At 43.8% G+C, this 15,550-nt stretch carries 10 protein-coding genes; 6 read left to right on the top strand and 4 right to left on the bottom strand.

Going from position 1 to position 15,550, the window contains the following annotated elements:
• Positions 1-34 precede the first annotated feature (34 nt).
• From gyrA to MUY27_RS15505, 4 genes are all read left to right on the top strand, one after another.
• Complete coding sequence (gyrA, locus tag MUY27_RS15520) at positions 35-2,632, top strand: DNA gyrase subunit A (protein WP_245131446.1); 2,598 nt, start codon at positions 35-37, stop codon at positions 2,630-2,632.
• A 4-nt stretch (positions 2,633-2,636) separates the two neighbouring features.
• Positions 2,637-3,749: a tetratricopeptide repeat protein gene (locus MUY27_RS15515; RefSeq protein WP_245131444.1), complete on the top strand. Its 1,113-nt coding sequence runs from the start codon at positions 2,637-2,639 to the stop codon at positions 3,747-3,749.
• Between the two features lie 13 nt (positions 3,750-3,762).
• On the top strand, positions 3,763-5,016 hold the full coding sequence (locus MUY27_RS15510; protein WP_245131443.1) for a tetratricopeptide repeat protein: 1,254 nt from the start codon (positions 3,763-3,765) through the stop codon (positions 5,014-5,016).
• Between the two features lie 218 nt (positions 5,017-5,234).
• Positions 5,235-6,437: a DUF763 domain-containing protein gene (locus tag MUY27_RS15505; RefSeq protein WP_245131441.1), complete on the top strand. Its 1,203-nt coding sequence runs from the start codon at positions 5,235-5,237 to the stop codon at positions 6,435-6,437.
• On the opposite strand, the gene MUY27_RS15500 is transcribed toward MUY27_RS15505, so the two are convergent.
• The 3 genes from MUY27_RS15500 to MUY27_RS15490 form a co-directional block, all read right to left on the bottom strand.
• Entirely contained in the window at positions 6,429-6,959 is a 531-nt protein-coding gene (locus tag MUY27_RS15500) for a DUF4142 domain-containing protein (protein WP_245131439.1), read from the bottom strand. The genes MUY27_RS15505 and MUY27_RS15500 overlap by 9 nt on opposite strands.
• 74 nt (positions 6,960-7,033) lie before the next feature.
• Positions 7,034-7,573 (bottom strand): P-loop NTPase family protein, encoded by a 540-nt coding sequence (locus MUY27_RS15495; protein ID WP_245131436.1) that lies wholly within the window; start codon positions 7,571-7,573, stop codon positions 7,034-7,036.
• A 5-nt stretch (positions 7,574-7,578) separates the two neighbouring features.
• Positions 7,579-10,155 carry a phosphoenolpyruvate carboxylase gene (locus MUY27_RS15490; RefSeq protein ID WP_245131433.1) on the bottom strand — a complete coding sequence of 859 codons (2,577 nt, stop codon included), beginning with the start codon at positions 10,153-10,155 and terminating at the stop codon, positions 7,579-7,581.
• A gap of 178 nt (positions 10,156-10,333) precedes the next feature.
• Between MUY27_RS15490 and MUY27_RS15485 the strand changes: the two genes are divergently transcribed.
• Positions 10,334-12,514 carry an FUSC family membrane protein gene (locus MUY27_RS15485; protein ID WP_245131431.1) on the top strand — a complete coding sequence of 727 codons (2,181 nt, stop codon included), beginning with the start codon at positions 10,334-10,336 and terminating at the stop codon, positions 12,512-12,514.
• On the opposite strand, the gene MUY27_RS15480 is transcribed toward MUY27_RS15485, so the two are convergent.
• Complete coding sequence (locus MUY27_RS15480) at positions 12,509-13,861, bottom strand: PhoH family protein (protein ID WP_245131427.1); 1,353 nt, start codon at positions 13,859-13,861, stop codon at positions 12,509-12,511. The two genes, MUY27_RS15485 and MUY27_RS15480, sit on opposite strands and share 6 nt — an antisense overlap.
• A 128-nt stretch (positions 13,862-13,989) precedes the next feature.
• On the opposite strand from MUY27_RS15480, the gene MUY27_RS15475 reads away from it, so the two are divergent.
• Positions 13,990-15,153 carry an FAD-dependent oxidoreductase gene (locus MUY27_RS15475; RefSeq protein ID WP_245131425.1) on the top strand — a complete coding sequence of 388 codons (1,164 nt, stop codon included), beginning with the start codon at positions 13,990-13,992 and terminating at the stop codon, positions 15,151-15,153.
• The last annotated feature ends 397 nt before the right edge of the window (positions 15,154-15,550 follow it).

The following is a 15,550-nucleotide window of genomic DNA, read 5'->3' as shown; positions in this document are numbered from 1 at the left end:
TTAGCGCTACAATTTTCTACAGTACAATTTAAAAATGGCAGAAGATACAGAGAACGAAAACTCCCACAAAGAAGACCGTATTATTCCTATAAATATTGATGAAGAGATGCGATCAGCATACATCGATTATTCGATGTCTGTAATCGTATCCAGAGCACTTCCGGATGTGCGCGACGGGTTAAAACCTGTTCACCGCCGGGTACTTTATGGTATGCTCGACCTTGGTCTGAACAATAACAAGCCACATAAAAAATCAGCACGTATCGTTGGTGAGGTGTTGGGTAAGTATCACCCTCACGGCGACTCTTCTGTTTATGATACCATGGTGCGTATGGCGCAAGACTGGAGCCTTCGCTACCCGTTTGTAGACGGGCAGGGGAACTACGGTTCGCTTGATGGTGACAGCCCTGCGGCAATGCGTTATACCGAGGCAAGGCTGCAAAAGATTGCCGAGGAAATGCTGGCCGATATCAACAAGGATACGATTGACTATCAGTTGAACTTTGACGATTCGCTGGAAGAACCAACCGTACTGCCCGCTAAAATACCGAACCTGTTAGTTAACGGTGCGTCTGGTATCGCCGTAGGTATGGCTACTAATATGGCGCCGCATAACTTAACAGAAGTTATTAATGCTACGGTAGCGTATATTGATAACCGCGAGATAGAGATCAGCGAGTTGATGAAATACATCAAAGGTCCTGATTTTCCAACAGGTGGTATCATATATGGTGTTGAAGGCGCCCGTGAAGCATTCGAAACCGGCCGCGGAAGGGTAGTGCTGCGCGCACGTGCAGAGATTGAGACTTTCAACGGCGACCGCGAACGCATCGTGGTAACTGAAATTCCTTACCAGGTGAACAAGGCCAACATGGTTGAACGTACAGCCGAGTTGATCAATGAAAAGAAAATAGAAGGTATTTCAACAATCCGCGACGAATCTAACCGTGAAGGTATCCGGATCGTTTATGAAATTAAACGCGAGGCAAACGCCAACATCGTTTTAAATAACCTTTATAAATATACTTCGCTACAAACTTCATTCAGCGTAAACAACATTGCCTTGGTTAAAGGCCGACCGATGTTGTTGAACCTGAAAGACATGATCCAGTATTTTGTGGAGCACCGTCACGAGGTAATTGTACGCCGTACAAAGTATGAACTGGCCGAAGCGCAGAAACGTGCCCATATCCTGGAAGGTTTACTTATCGCTCTTGACCACCTGGATGAAGTGATCCAGTTGATCAGAAGCTCAAATACGCCGGAAGAAGCCCGTGATGGTTTGATGAGCCGTTTCGGATTAAGCGAAGTTCAGGCCCGTGCTATCCTTGATATGACCCTCCGCCGTTTAACCGGACTGGAGCGTGATAAGATCAAGGAAGAATACGCCGAGTTGATGAAGCAGATCGAATACCTGCAATCAATCCTGGCCGACGAAGGTTTGCGGATGCAGATCATTAAAGATGAGCTTGCAGAAATATTGGAAAAATATGGCGATGAGCGCCGTACCGAGATTGTTCACTCTGCAGCAGAAATGCAAACAGAAGACTTTATCGAGGACGAAGCCGTTGTAATTACCATCTCGCACGAAGGTTATATCAAGCGTACGCCGTTGACAGAATATCGTCGCCAGGCCAGAGGTGGTAAAGGAGCGTTAGGTAGCAACAGCCGCGATGAAGACTTTATCGAGCACCTGTTAGTGGCTTCGAACCATAATTACATGTTGTTCTTTACAGAAGCCGGTCGTTGTTTCTGGCTGCGTGTGTTTGAGATACCTGAAGGTTCGCGTACTTCTAAAGGGCGTGCTATCCAGAACATCATCAATATTCCGAAAGAGGAGAAGATCAAAGCTTACATCAAGCTGATTTCCCTGAAAGATCAGGAATACCTGGAGAATAACTTCATCATGATGTGTACTGCTAAAGGTACCATCAAGAAAACTTCGCTCGAGGCTTATTCACGTCCGCGGTCAAACGGTATCAATGCAATTAACATCAATGATGGCGATACTTTGTTAGAAGCGACATTAACTACCGGCAACAGCGAAATTGTGATGGCGCTGAAATCTGGCCGTGCGATCCGCTTTAACGAATCTACAGTAAGACCGATGGGCCGTACCGCTACAGGCGTAAGAGGGATTACCTTAGATGGTCCGGATGATGAGGTAGTCGGCATGATTGCCATTAACAGCCCGGAGACTACAGTACTGGTAGTTTCAGAAAAAGGTTATGGTAAACGTACCGATATCGAAGATTATCGCGTTACTAATCGTGGTGGCAAGGGTGTTAAAACCATCAGCGTAACTGAAAAAACCGGCAAACTTGTTGCCATAAAAGATGTTACAGATCAGGACGATCTGATGATCATTAACAGATCTGGTATTATTATACGTATCGCAGTAAGTGAATTGCGTGTAATGGGCCGGGCAACACAAGGGGTAAGGCTGATCTCGCTGAAAGACAATGATGAAATTGCTTCTGTCGCAAAGATAGAGCATAGCGAGGAGGATGAGATCGAAGAAAACCTAGAGACTATCGAGGCGGCTGAAGGTATTGAACCACCAGCTGATAAGGAAAATACAGGCGAAGCCGGAGATACCGGGATTGAGCCAGCTGAGGACGAAAACGAATAAATAAATGTCAGTGCGAAAATTACTTTTATCGCTGATTGTTGTACTACTAACTGCTCCTTTAGCCTTCTGCCAAACAGAAGCGCTAAAGGGAGTGGTTAATAGCCTGGCTTATTACAGGCAGCAGAAAGATCTGAAATACCTGGGCAATGCAAAACGACAGGTAGACAGCTTGATCCGTACCAAAAAGGATTCTAACAATCTGGATAAGAGTATTTTCAGGGCAGTTGTTTATAGTAGTATTTTATATACAGATTCCTTAAACAAACTTGGTTTGCCAGATAACACATTGCAAACAACTTCGCAATTACTGGACCGCATTGCAGAGCGGCAACAGATTTACAGGTACCAGGTAGAGCTTGGTTTTTCGCAGCGATGCCTGGCCAATGTGTATATCAGAAAAGGGTCTGCAGCATTAAAAGCGGGGAAATATGAAGATGCTTTGAATGCATTTCAGCAGGCAGAACATTTTGCCCCACGATACCGGCGTATTAACTCCTACATCGCATTCACCAACAACAAGTTGGGCAGGTACCAGGATGCAGCAAAGTATTATAATACATTACTGACTACAGATACACTTTATTCTGAAGATGTGCTTGCTGCCGCAAACGCTTATAAAAATCTGAGGGATACGGCTAAAGCGCTACAGGTAATTCAAAAGGGCCGGAAGCTATTACCCGGCGATAAAGCGTTGCTTTTTGAAGAAGCGAACATCTACAATAATAAGCACGACTATAAATCGCTGGAGCCTTTGTTGGATCAGCTTTTGGATAAGACTACCACAGATGCCTCCCTGATATTTATGGCGGCTAACTGCTACGACCATCTGAATAAAGATGATCATGCCGAATCGCTATACCTTCAGGCGATAGAACTAAATGGTAACTATTACGATGCTATTTTTAATTTAGCGCTGCTATATTTTAAGCGTTACACCAAGAAAAACGACGATCAGCAAAAGAATATCGACCGGGCTATACAATGGTTTGAGAGGGCAAAATCAATTAAACCTAATGATCCGGACTGTTTGCAGATGTTACAATGGGCTTATTTAAAGACCCGTAATGAAGATCAATTGAACAGAATTAACGAAAAACTAAAACAAATAAACAATTAATATTTATAAGCATATGAAAATCAAAGTTTTGATGACAGGCTTACTGGCATTTGCAGCGACTGCCGCTTTTGCGCAAAAAAGCGAGTTGAACAATGCACAGGCAGAGTATGATAAATACGAAACTTCGAGAGGGCAGAAGTTAACCGCTGCTTTGGCCGCTACCAGCATTAACAATGCAAAAACTTCTATCGATAAAGCATCAGCTAACGAGAAAACTGCTAATCTGCCACAAACTTACGCGTTAAAAGGAGCAATTTATTCTTCATTAGCCGTTCAGGATTCTGTACCTGCAACTTCAACTCCTTTATACAGCACTGCTGCAGAAGCATTAAAGAAAGCTGCTGAACTGGATACAAAAGGGGAGTACAAGGCCCTTATTTCACATGCCAATACCAACCTGGCACAATGGAATTTAACAAAAGGGGTAAAGGAATACCAAAATAAGAATTACCAGGAAGCTTATAAGGCATTTGATTCTTACCGTACTATTCTTCCAAACGATACCAACGCAATTTATTATACAGCGCTAGCTGCTGCTAATTACAATAACTATCCGGCGGCTATCAGCAACTATAGTAAGCTGTTAACTACAGATTATAAAGGAAAAGAGCGCGTTTATCAGGATCTGTCTACCATTTATTTGATGAGTAAAGACACCGCAAATGCGCTTAAAGTAACAACAGAAGCTGTTGCAAAATATCCTAACAATACCGATTTACGTCGTCGCGAGATCGAGATCAGCATTCAAAGCGGAAAGCTGAATGAGGTAACCGAGAAAATCAATTCTGCAATTGCAGCAGATCCGAAAAACAAATCGTTGTACTATTATGGCGGTCTGGTGTACTCACAAGCAGCTGACAACGCAATTAAATCATTAAAAACTGCTAAAGATGCTGCTGCTAAAGCCACGCTGACCAAAACCCGTGATGAGAGCATGGCAAAGGCCACTGAGATGTATAAAAAAGCTTTAGAAATTGATCCGGATTATTTCGAAGCAAATTTGAACTTGGGTTATTTATTGCTTAATCCAGCTATTGATTCATTTAACGCTGCTAACAAATTACCGGCATCTAAACAAAAGGAATACGACGCGATGATGGCAAAAGCAAACACGCAATTTGAAGCTGCCCGTCCTTATCTGGAAAAGGCAGTTGCATTGAATCCAAAATCAGCTGAAGCATTGGGAAATCTTAAAACCTATTATTTAGGAAAGAAAAACAATGCAAAAGCAACAGAGATCCAAAAACAAATTGATGCGTTAAAATAATAATTTAAAGGCTTCCTGTGATAGGAGGCCTTTATTTTTGAAACTTTTACTTAACATAATATTAATTATATGAATTTTAAATAGAATTACTATAGTTAAAGTTAGGGGCTTTTAATCATAAATGCGGTGACACTGTTTTGCCAGTTTTCATCGTTGTAAACGTGCGCGTTATCAACTTTAATAAATCACAATCAATTCTTTTTACTAAATTTGTTAGCATGAAACGTTCGGGTTCTGCTGATTTACCGTTGCATTATGGGCATGTACCGCAATGGCTGGCCGTAAGGATGGCAAGCTTAGGCTTAGAAGTTACGGAAACGATTGTAATGGACTACGGCGCTGAAGAATTTCTTAAACGATTGAGCGATCCGTTTTGGTTTCAAAGTTTAGGCGCGGTAATGGGCATGGATTGGCATTCGTCCGGAATTACAACCTCAGTGATGGGTGCGTTAAAACGCGCGATAAATCCGCAGGCAAAAGAACTCGGAATTTATATTACAGGCGGCCGGGGCAAACATTCGCGGGAAACGCCAAATGAATTAATGCGTTTAGGTGATCAGTTAGGATTAAATAGCCGGGAACTGGTTCGTACCAGTAAGTTAACGGCCAAGGTAGATAACACGGCCATTCAGGATGGCTATCAGCTATACCTGCATAACTTTGTACTGACCGCTTCCGGTAAATGGACGGTGATACAACAAGGTATGAATGCCACTAATAAAACCGCACGGCGTTATCACTGGCATTCGGAAAACCTATCTTCATTCGTAAATGAACCGCATACTTCAGTCTTCGGAAAGAACATCGGAACCATTTTAAACCTGACGGCTTCAGCAGCGCTTCCTGCGCGTGATTCGATCATGTCCATCGCCGGTGAAAATCCCGAAAAAATGCTTGCAGAGGCAACAAAACTGGTAATGCCGCGGCACCACGATGTTCAGGAAAAAGATGTCGATTTAAAACGTTTGGGTGCTGTACTTTGGCTGGCGCGTGAAAAGCAGCCCAAAGATTTTGAAGATTTATTATTGCTGGAAGGTTTAGGTCCTCGTACTTTACAATCACTGGCTTTGGTGAGCGAAGTAATCCACGGAACGTCAGCTCGCTTTAAAGATCCCGCAAGGTTTTCATTCGCTCATGGCGGTAAAGACGGTCACCCCTTCCCTGTCCCGGTTAAAACTTACGACGAAACCTTAAAGGTGCTGCACAATGCTGTTGCCAAAGCTAAAATCGGATTATCTGATAAAAAAGAGGCTATTAAAAAGCTCTCTGAGATAGCGCAAAATGCGGAAAAGGATTTTACCCCAAACGCTAATTTTAACGAAGTGATTGAAGAAGAGCGCAATAATTCCTGGCGTTATGGTGGCCGAACCGTGATGGGTAAGGCACAGCCACCAATAGCTTATCAGTTGAAATTATTTTAAAGAAGCAACAATTGCTTTTGCAGAATCTAAATGCGCTTGCAGCTTTGGTAAGCTTTTATCAGCAAAATTAACCAATGTTTTAAGCGTGTTTTGCCTTTGGGCTTTATACAACTCAATAGCCTGTTGATGGTCTTTCACCATCATGTTCATATAACTTTTATCAAAGGCTAGTCCCGTTAATTTAGAAATGCTGTCCGCCATCATTTTATGTTCTACAGAAACGGTGTCTCCAACGGTCACGTACTTATCCAGCATAATCTTCTTCATCTCGTTGCGATTATCCGTATGGTCTTTGATCAGCATCTTGGCATAATTAACCACGCGAGGATTTTTAGAGTTATTTTCTGCGATGGTTGCAGTTTTTATTTCAGCAATATTCGCTTCATTAGCGATGGTGAAAAACTGCAAGGCGTCATCGTCAACTTTTGTTTGCTGATTGAAGTTCTTGGCTCTTTTATTATCGCCGCATGAAGCCCCTGCGATCAATAAAACCACAGCAGGCAACCAAATGAATTTTCTCATCCTTAATATTTATAATTGGTTGTTATAAGCATAACACGATGCTAAAAGGATAGTTTAAAATTACTAAATAAACTTTACCCCAGGTAGCCACTTTCCCTGATGATGTTTATACGCTCATCTACGGTTGTATCACCCCTGATTTCAATTAGCGCGCAGGTAACTTGCTTTAGCCAATGCTCATGAACTGCCAGGCTGCGTCTGGGATTATCCGGCTTATCATAAGCGGAGGCCCAGTCCACAAACTCCTGATATTGGCGCTTTCTTTCAGCATCTGTAAAGATGGCTTCGCCGTAACGCTCCAGTTCCCGGTTATGCAGCCGTTGCATACGAATTTCCGGCGGTACATAAAGGAAAACAACCAGGTCAAAAGCAGACTGCCAACCTTCGCCCCAGCTTACCAAAGACCCACCGACGATAAAATCATTCAGACCCGTAATATCTTTTTTCAGCAGTTCATTTCTAAGTTCGACGGATCGTTTAACCGTATACGGCTGATCTGTTCGTTCCCAGAAGTAATTATCAGAATCAAAATAAGGGTAACCCAATTCAACAGAAAGGCGCATCCCCAGGGTTGTTGAACCTGCACAGGATGCGCCTACAATATGTATCTTCATTTGATTTAAGCCAGGTTTCGGCCTGCGTTTACAATGCCATATACGGTACGAACAACCAGCTTATTGTAAACCTTAATCAGTTCTTCGTCAATGGTATTGTTCAGGCAATCTAAAGCATAATGCTGAATCATTACCAGCGGAAGCACGATGCGTTCGCGAACAGCAATAGATTTCTTTTCTATCGGATAGGCCTGCATCAGCGTATCGGTATTAGTTAATTCCAGCAGCAATGACTTGGTGAGTTCAAACTCGTTATACAGCATCTGCCAGAACTCGCCAAACTTAGGATGATTTTTCAGGTGAGCGGTAACGCGGAAATCAGATTTCGACATAGACATCATGCAGTTATCGATCATCGTTTTAAAGAAGCCCGATTTCTGGTACAACTCCACTACTTCTGCCCAGCACCCCTCTCCTTTCATTTTATTCAAAGCGGTACCCACGCCAAAGAAGCCCGGGATATTTTGCTTCAGCTGGCTCCAGGAAGTAACAAAGCTGATCGCACGCAAATCTTCTAACTTCAACGGCGCATCACTGTTGCGTTTGGTTGGCCGGCTGCTGATATTTACCGCAGAAAGTAGTTTTAACGGACTTAGTTTTTCCAGGTATTCTGTAAACAGTGGATGCTGGCGCAAGTCCATAAATAAGCGGTAGCTTTCATCTGCCATTTTACCGATCAGCTCTTTATGACGGCTATCCAAAAGATCCTGATGGTTCGGATGAAGCGCGGAAGCTAAGCCTGCATTAAACAACTGTTCGATATTAAAGCGGGCCGTTTCAACAGAGCCATATTGCGAACTGATGGTTTGCCCTTGTATGGTCAATTGAATGTGGTTATTGGCAATCTCTTTACCCATAGCCGCATAGAAGCGGTGCGTTTTACCACCCCCACGTGCCGGTGGTCCCCCTCTCCCGTCGAAAAATGCCAGGTTTACACCATACTTTTGAGCCATTGCGGTAAGCTCCACTTTGGCTTTATAGATAGACCAGTTTGCCATCAGGTAACCGCCATCCTTTGTACTGTCAGAGAAACCAAGCATAATGGTTTGTTTGTTACCACGGCTGGCTAAGTGTTTTTGGTAATAAGGGTGCGTATACAGGCGTTCCATCACCTCGGCTGCCACCTTTAAATCGCCGACGGTTTCAAACAGCGGCATGAAATCTATGGTTAACTCGTCTTTTTTCCAGCCGCTCAGCAGAAACAGGTTCATTAACTGAAGAATATCAGATGCTTCCTGGCAGTTGCTGATGATAAAGCGTTCGCTGGCTTTTTCGCCGTTTTGCTGTTGAATATCCTTTACCAGCCTGATGGTGTTTAACGTATCCTGAATCAGCGGATCGACGTCATCCGGGCAAACGAAATCAGCTTCTACGAAAGGAATCGATTTAATCTTTTCCGTTTCTTCCAGTTCCGCATAGTTCTCTGGTAGTACAACGCCAGTCTGCTCGGTGATATAGCTATACACTTTTCGCAGTACCCGGCTGTCCTGCCTGATGTCGAGCGTGGCGAAATAACAGCCAAACAGCCTGATCTTTAAAGCCAGATCGTCTACAATTTCTACAAAAAGGCTGTAATGTTCTGATACCAGCGTGTCTTTGATATCTTGCAGCAATTGCAGCATTCTTCCCTGCAGATCCTGGGCATCTTCTTTTGGATTGAACGCATTTTCATACAAAACGCTTTCCAATTCTTTCATGGAGTCTTCAACACCACGGAAAGTGATCCGGCGTTTCAGTACCCTAAAATCGCGGTAATAACAGCGGAAGATGATCTGACGAAGTAACGCAGCTACTGTTTTGGTTGAATCTGTCTTTACGTTCGGGTTACCATCACGGTCGCCGCCTGGCCAAAAGCCCATCTCCAGCAGTTGATGCGTAATTTCGCTCGCGTCAAAAGCATCGTTCAGTTTTTCCTGAATACCGGCTAAGGCATGATAAAATATATTCTCCAGGAACCAGATCAAACTTACTGCCTCATCAACCGGTGTTGGCGATGTTTTGTTAAAGAACGGCGTTTTACCAAGCTGTTGTAGCAGTACATCCACCGAATTTATATCGTTCGTTTTTAAAGAATCGATCAGATCCGTCATGATCCCCAATACTCGGCTTGGATAAAATTGGGTAGGGTGAGCGGTTAAAACCAGCCGCAGCGAAAAGTTCTTTAGCTTTTCTTTAATTACATTCCGCATCTGCTCGTCGCCGCCAATTTGTTGCAGCAGGTTTTGCAGGGTTGCGCTATCTTCAAAACGGGTAGTTTTACTAAAGGATGAATCTTCGATAGCATCAAATAAAACTACCTGGCGTTCTATGTATTGTAAGAACCTGAACAAGCGGTTTAACTGCTCCGGATGGTCAATATCAGGAACGTACTTTTTAAAGAAAGAACTGATAATCTCTGAAGGCGAATCCTGGTTTGCGGCACCCTTTTCACAATGGGCGCTGAAAAAAGGCAGCAAATTTCCGGTGTCTTTAACCTGGTAAAAAGGAAGCGTTAAGAACAAACTGTTGTAAAGCTCGAAACGGGTAATCACCTCTTGGTTGAAAACCGACTCCCGCTGGCTTAATTGGCTTGCAGATGACATAGATGAATGAAGCAACTTTATGAAAAACAACAGGTACTTATGGCCTGTTTTAAATGTTTGGTAAATATAATATCTACTTATGGTATAGACAATGATTTTATAGATAAATAATGCCGTTTTAAGCCGATAAAAGTTATTATTGTACCGATTGCCGGGATACAAAACCGGTTATTATCATATGGACGTACACTCCCGCGAGATAAAAAGTTTACTATTCAGTCATTACTTTTCTGATGGCCTGCGTATTACGCTTGGAGTAATGTTACCCTCGCTGATATTCGCGCAGTTTGGGATGCTGGATGCAGGCCTTACGCTGTCGCTCGGCGCTGTTTGCGTTTGCGGTGTGGACACTCCTGCCCCCACCCATTATCGCAGAAATGCGCTTGCTATAGGTAATTTGCTGGTATTTTTAGTGGCCATTATTACGGGCTTTGCGCGTTTGAACGTTTATACGCTTGGTGCAGAAGTAGTAGCGTTCTCGTTCCTGTTCTCTATGTTCATTGTTTATGGCAACCGGGCTACGAGTGTTGGCACCGCTGCTTTAATGGTAATGATTTTTATGATGGCCCGCGAAATGGAGCCCCGGGAAGTGCTTTCCTATAGCCTCACGATAACCGCAGGTGGGGTATGGTATATGGCGTTTAGCCTTGTTTTCTTCAGTATCAGGCCCTACCGTGCGGCACAACAGGCCGTAGCCGAAAATATCACGGACGTAGTGAAGTTCCTGCGCATCAAAGCTGATTTTTATTTACCCGAAACGGATATCGACGATAACTACCGAAAGCTGGTTTCGCAACAGGTAACGGTAAGCCAGCACCAGGACCAGGTACGCGAACTGTTGTTCAAAAGCAGGCAGGTGGTAAAGGAATCTACAAGGGCGAGCCGTATCCTGGTACTTACGTTTACCGACCTGGTGGATCTTTATGAACACATTATGGCCACCCATTACGATTACAGGGAAATAAGGGAACGTTTTGGGCAAACCAGTGTATTGCGAAACATTGCATTGACGCTGCAAAGTATGGCGAATGAATTGGATAATATCGCTTACGCGATTCTGTCAAACACACGTTACCGCCATTTAAAAAGTTTCTATCCCGAACTGGAAGCGTTGAAGAAAGAGATAGATGCGCTACCCCAAAATGCTGCTGGCGGCAGTAATATCGTGCTGAAAAAGATATTGATCAACCTGCGCGATGTTCACCAAAAAATAGCAGACATTCATAAATATTATAATTCCCGTTCTTCAGAGGGACTGATCGCAAAAACCGAAGGCGTTGAATTTACCAAATTTGTTACCCATCAGGATTACGCGCCTCATATTTTCATCGATAACCTTACCCTTACATCTGCAGCCTTTAAGCATTCATTACGGGTTTCATTGGTTTGCCTGGTTGGTTTTGTTATTACAAAGAGTCAGGGCCTGCTGGAAGTAATTAACCATGTTACCGGTAAAAAAATCGTTTTCGGTCATCATAGTTATTGGGTGCTGTTAACCATTATCGTTATCCTTAAACCGGGTTTCAGCTTATCTAAACAAAGGAATATCGAGCGCGTGGTAGGTACCATCGTAGGGGGCATCATCGGTGTGCTGGTACTTACCTTTGTCCATAACAAAACGGCAGAAGTTGTCTTGCTTACGCTGTTTATGATGGGGACATACACCTTCCTGCGTATCAATTATATCATTGCAGTTATCCTGATGACGCCTTACGTGCTGATCCTTTTCCGGGTGCTGGGGCTTGGGCATTTAAATGTTGCTGAAGAGCGCATTATCGACACCATTATCGGCGCTGTTATTTCTTTTGCTGCCAGTTACCTCATCTTCCCAGCGTGGGAATCTGAACAATTGCGCCAGAGCCTTCATGAGGTGGTAGATGCAAACATTAATTACCTGATCACCATAGCCCAGAACCTGACCGGGAAACAGGTAAATGTGACGGAATATAAGCTGGCCCGTAAAGATGTATTCGTAAAGTCGGCCAACTTGTCTGCTGCCTTTGAGCGCATGATATCCGAGCCTAAAAGCAAGCAAAAGCAAGCCAAAAGCGTTCACCGGTTTGTGGTGCTGAACCATATTTTATCTTCTTACCTGGCAACCATTGCCGCTAACTTAACTGGAAAGAACGCCGGGTTTATCCGTGCTGACAATCTGAAGATGCTGAAAAAGGACATAGCAGTATTGAACGAATGCAGCAAAAAGCTCGGCGGCAAAAGCATGGATTTTAATGATAAAGGCGTAGAATGCCTTGATCCGAGTGTGAACTCAGCCGATCAGGATCTTTTAAGGGAGCAGCTTGGTTTCGTTAATAAAATTGCCAATGACATTAATAAAGTGGCCGACAGCCTGGTATCATAATAGTTCGGTCGCCAGGTTAGCCAGTTCACTCCGTTCGCCCTTCTGAAGTGAGATGTGCGCATAAAGCGGATGGTCTTTAGCCTTGTCGATCAAATAAGATAAACCGTTACTTTCTGCATCCAGGTAAGGGGTATCTATCTGGTAAATATCACCCGTAAAAACCACCTTGCTATTTTCACCGGCACGAGAGATAATTGTTTTTACCTCGTGAGGTGTCAAATTCTGCGCTTCGTCTACAATAAAGAATATTTTGGTTAGCGTACGCCCGCGGATAAAGGCCAGCGGCGCTATGGATATTTTATCATTGGTCACCAGTTCATCAATCTTTGCCTGCATTTTCGGATCATCTGCAAACTGCTCTTTAATGAATTTGAGGTTATCCCAAATAGGCGCCATGTAAGGGTCTACCTTGCTTTTTACATCGCCGGGCAAAAAACCAATATCCTTATTACTTAGCGGTACTATAGGCCGCGTTACATAGATCTGCCGGTAATCTTTTCGCTGTTCTAACGCGCTGGCCAGTGCTATCAGCGTTTTACCGGTCCCCGCGTTGCCTTGAATGGTCACCAGTTTAATTTGCGGGTCAAGCAGGGCGTGGATCGCAAAAGCCTGTTCTGGGTTGCGGGGCGAGATATGGAAAACAGGTTGATCTGATACATAGTGGACGGCCGCTGTCTGGCGGTTATAAAAAGCAGATGCACTTTTGGTTTTGCTCTTCAACGTATAAAAGCAATTGCGTGCAGGCGAAGTTATACCCAAACTTTCTGCCGAAGAAATGCCCTGTTTAATAAATTGATTAATCGTCCTTTCAGGCAGTTTGTCTACCGTGTTTTTGCCCGTATAAAGTTCAGATATATTTTTAACCTTGCCTGTTTCGTAATCTTCTGCATGCAGGTTAAGCGCCTTGGCTTTCAGACGCAGACAAATATCTTTAGATACCAGGATCACCTTTTTATCGGGGTGTTCCTCCTGCAAACCCAACGCGGCATTTAATATGCGGTGGTCAATCTTATCTTTACCGAAGATCAACTCAGCATTAAGCTTTGAAGAGGCTTTATCCATTACCACCTTGAACTGTCCCTTGCCGTTGCCGTTGAGCGGAACCCAATCGTTCAAAGTACGGTTGGATGCAAATTCGTCCATCAGCCTGATGAAACTTCTGGCTTCGAAATTTCGCGTATCGTTGCCGCTTTTCATATTGTCCAGTTCTTCCAGTACTTGCACCGGCACGGCTACATCATGTTCCTGGAAGTTTTGAAAAGCGTTGTGATCATATAGTATCACGGAAGTATCCAAAACGAATATTTTCTTGCTGTTGCCTGCGCGACTCCTGCCTTCTTTAGCCATGTTACTAAAATAGGATTTTACTGAGGCGAAAAAAAAGAATTACCCGATAATTCAAATTTTAAATTGAGTAAAATGTTCTTTTTAGTCAATCGTCTCTATAGTTAAATCACTTTAAAACGAATTACGATATGACTACGATATACGAAAAGATAATAGCTATAGTTGGTGGCGGTCCGGGTGGTCTTACGCTTGCACGTTTGTTGCAATTGCGGGGCATTCATGTAAAAGTATATGAACGGGATATTAACCGCAATGTTCGCGTTCAAGGAGCTACACTGGATCTGCACCAGGAATCCGGGTTGAAGGCTTTAAAGGCAGCCGGACTTATCGATGCGTTTAAAGCCAGCTATCGCCCCGGTGCAGATAAATTCACATTAATAGACCAATATGGAACGATCAGATTTGAAGATGGGGAAAATGAAAATAGTTTTAGCGACAACGAACATTTCCGGCCGGAAATAGACCGTGGGCCATTGCGCGATCTGCTGCTGGATTCCCTTCATCCGGATACTGTTGTCTGGGATAGCCAGTTTGTAAGCTTAGAAAAGAAGAACAGCGGGATGCTGCTTCATTTTGCTGATGGCAGATCTGCTTATGCTGATATCGTCATCGCGGCAGATGGTGCAAATTCCAGGATTCGCCGGTACCTGACCGATGCTGAGCCATTTTATACAGGTATTATGATTGTGAAAGGCGCGATAGATGATGCCATTAACAGAGTTCCTCAAATTACACGCCTGTTAGAAGGCGGAAAAATATTTGCGACCTGCGGTACAAAAACACTGGTAATCAGTGCCAAAGGCGATGGTAGTTTACAGTTTTACGCAGGTTTCAGGGCCGAAGAAAATTGGGCTAAAAGTAGCGGTATTAATTTTACAGACAATGCATCGGTGCTTAAATGGTTTAATTACGAGTTTGATGACTGCTGCGAACTTTGGAGCAATTTATTCAAACATGCTACGCTTCCATTTATACCCCGCCCGCAATATTGCATGCCGGTAGAACACGCATGGGAAGCACAAGCTAACTTGACCATGCTGGGCGATGCCGCGCATGTAATGCCGCCTTATGCAGGTGAAGGAGTAAACATGGCTATGCTGGATGCTTTGGAATTATCCGAATGCTTGTTAAATAAAGAATTTGACAGCATGAAGCAGGCTATCGCGGCCTATGAAGATAAAATGTGTCGGCGAATATCAGCAGTCGCAAAAGAAACGATGGAGCAAACGGCAATCCTGCACTCACCGGAAGGTTTGGCGCACCTGACAGAAATATTCGCCGGGCAGCATTAAAACACTTTAAAGGCAAAACGGAGACACATTCTTGTTCAGAAATGGTCTCCGTTTCTAACTTCAGATGTAGCCATAGCTATCATGAAGCATCAATAACGACTTGTTGTATTTAACCGATCTGCTTTCGTGCGCCGCTCTCGCGTTACATATCCTGCTAACAATCATTGCGTGCTTGTTCACTGTTCTCCGTAAAGTACGGTGTCTTCTGCTGCAATACCCCTTTTAAATCCACCCTGGTCATTTGCAACGTTTGCATGGTTGCCGCTCGCGCGTCTGTTATGCTCGATATACCGCATCTGCCTGCAAACTCATTTTCGAACTCGCTTTCGCTCGTGTCGCTTCTGAGGAACGCTCTTTTGATTGTTCATACACCTAACTCGTCTGCTTTCGCAAACCC

Source organism: Mucilaginibacter straminoryzae (genome assembly GCF_022953055.1).
GTDB classification, from domain to species: Bacteria; Bacteroidota; Bacteroidia; order Sphingobacteriales; family Sphingobacteriaceae; genus Mucilaginibacter; species Mucilaginibacter straminoryzae.
Note: the sequence above shows the minus strand (reverse complement) of the source record. Positions and strands in the feature narration are given on the sequence as shown.

Excerpts from the sequence above, each read along its gene's own strand:
- MUY27_RS15495 (WP_245131436.1), bottom strand. The coding sequence starts at position 7,573 with ATGAAGATACATATTGTAGGCGCATCCTGTGCAGGTTCAACAACCCTG.
- MUY27_RS15475 (WP_245131425.1), top strand. The coding sequence starts at position 13,990 with ATGACTACGATATACGAAAAGATAATAGCTATAGTTGGTGGCGGTCCG.
- MUY27_RS15510 (WP_245131443.1), top strand. The coding sequence starts at position 3,763 with ATGAAAATCAAAGTTTTGATGACAGGCTTACTGGCATTTGCAGCGACT.
- MUY27_RS15490 (WP_245131433.1), bottom strand. The coding sequence starts at position 10,155 with ATGTCATCTGCAAGCCAATTAAGCCAGCGGGAGTCGGTTTTCAACCAA.
- MUY27_RS15505 (WP_245131441.1), top strand. The coding sequence starts at position 5,235 with ATGAAACGTTCGGGTTCTGCTGATTTACCGTTGCATTATGGGCATGTA.
- MUY27_RS15480 (WP_245131427.1), bottom strand. The coding sequence starts at position 13,861 with ATGGCTAAAGAAGGCAGGAGTCGCGCAGGCAACAGCAAGAAAATATTC.
- MUY27_RS15485 (WP_245131431.1), top strand. The coding sequence starts at position 10,334 with ATGGACGTACACTCCCGCGAGATAAAAAGTTTACTATTCAGTCATTAC.
- gyrA (WP_245131446.1), top strand. The coding sequence starts at position 35 with ATGGCAGAAGATACAGAGAACGAAAACTCCCACAAAGAAGACCGTATT.
- MUY27_RS15500 (WP_245131439.1), bottom strand. The coding sequence starts at position 6,959 with ATGAGAAAATTCATTTGGTTGCCTGCTGTGGTTTTATTGATCGCAGGG.
- MUY27_RS15515 (WP_245131444.1), top strand. The coding sequence starts at position 2,637 with ATGTCAGTGCGAAAATTACTTTTATCGCTGATTGTTGTACTACTAACT.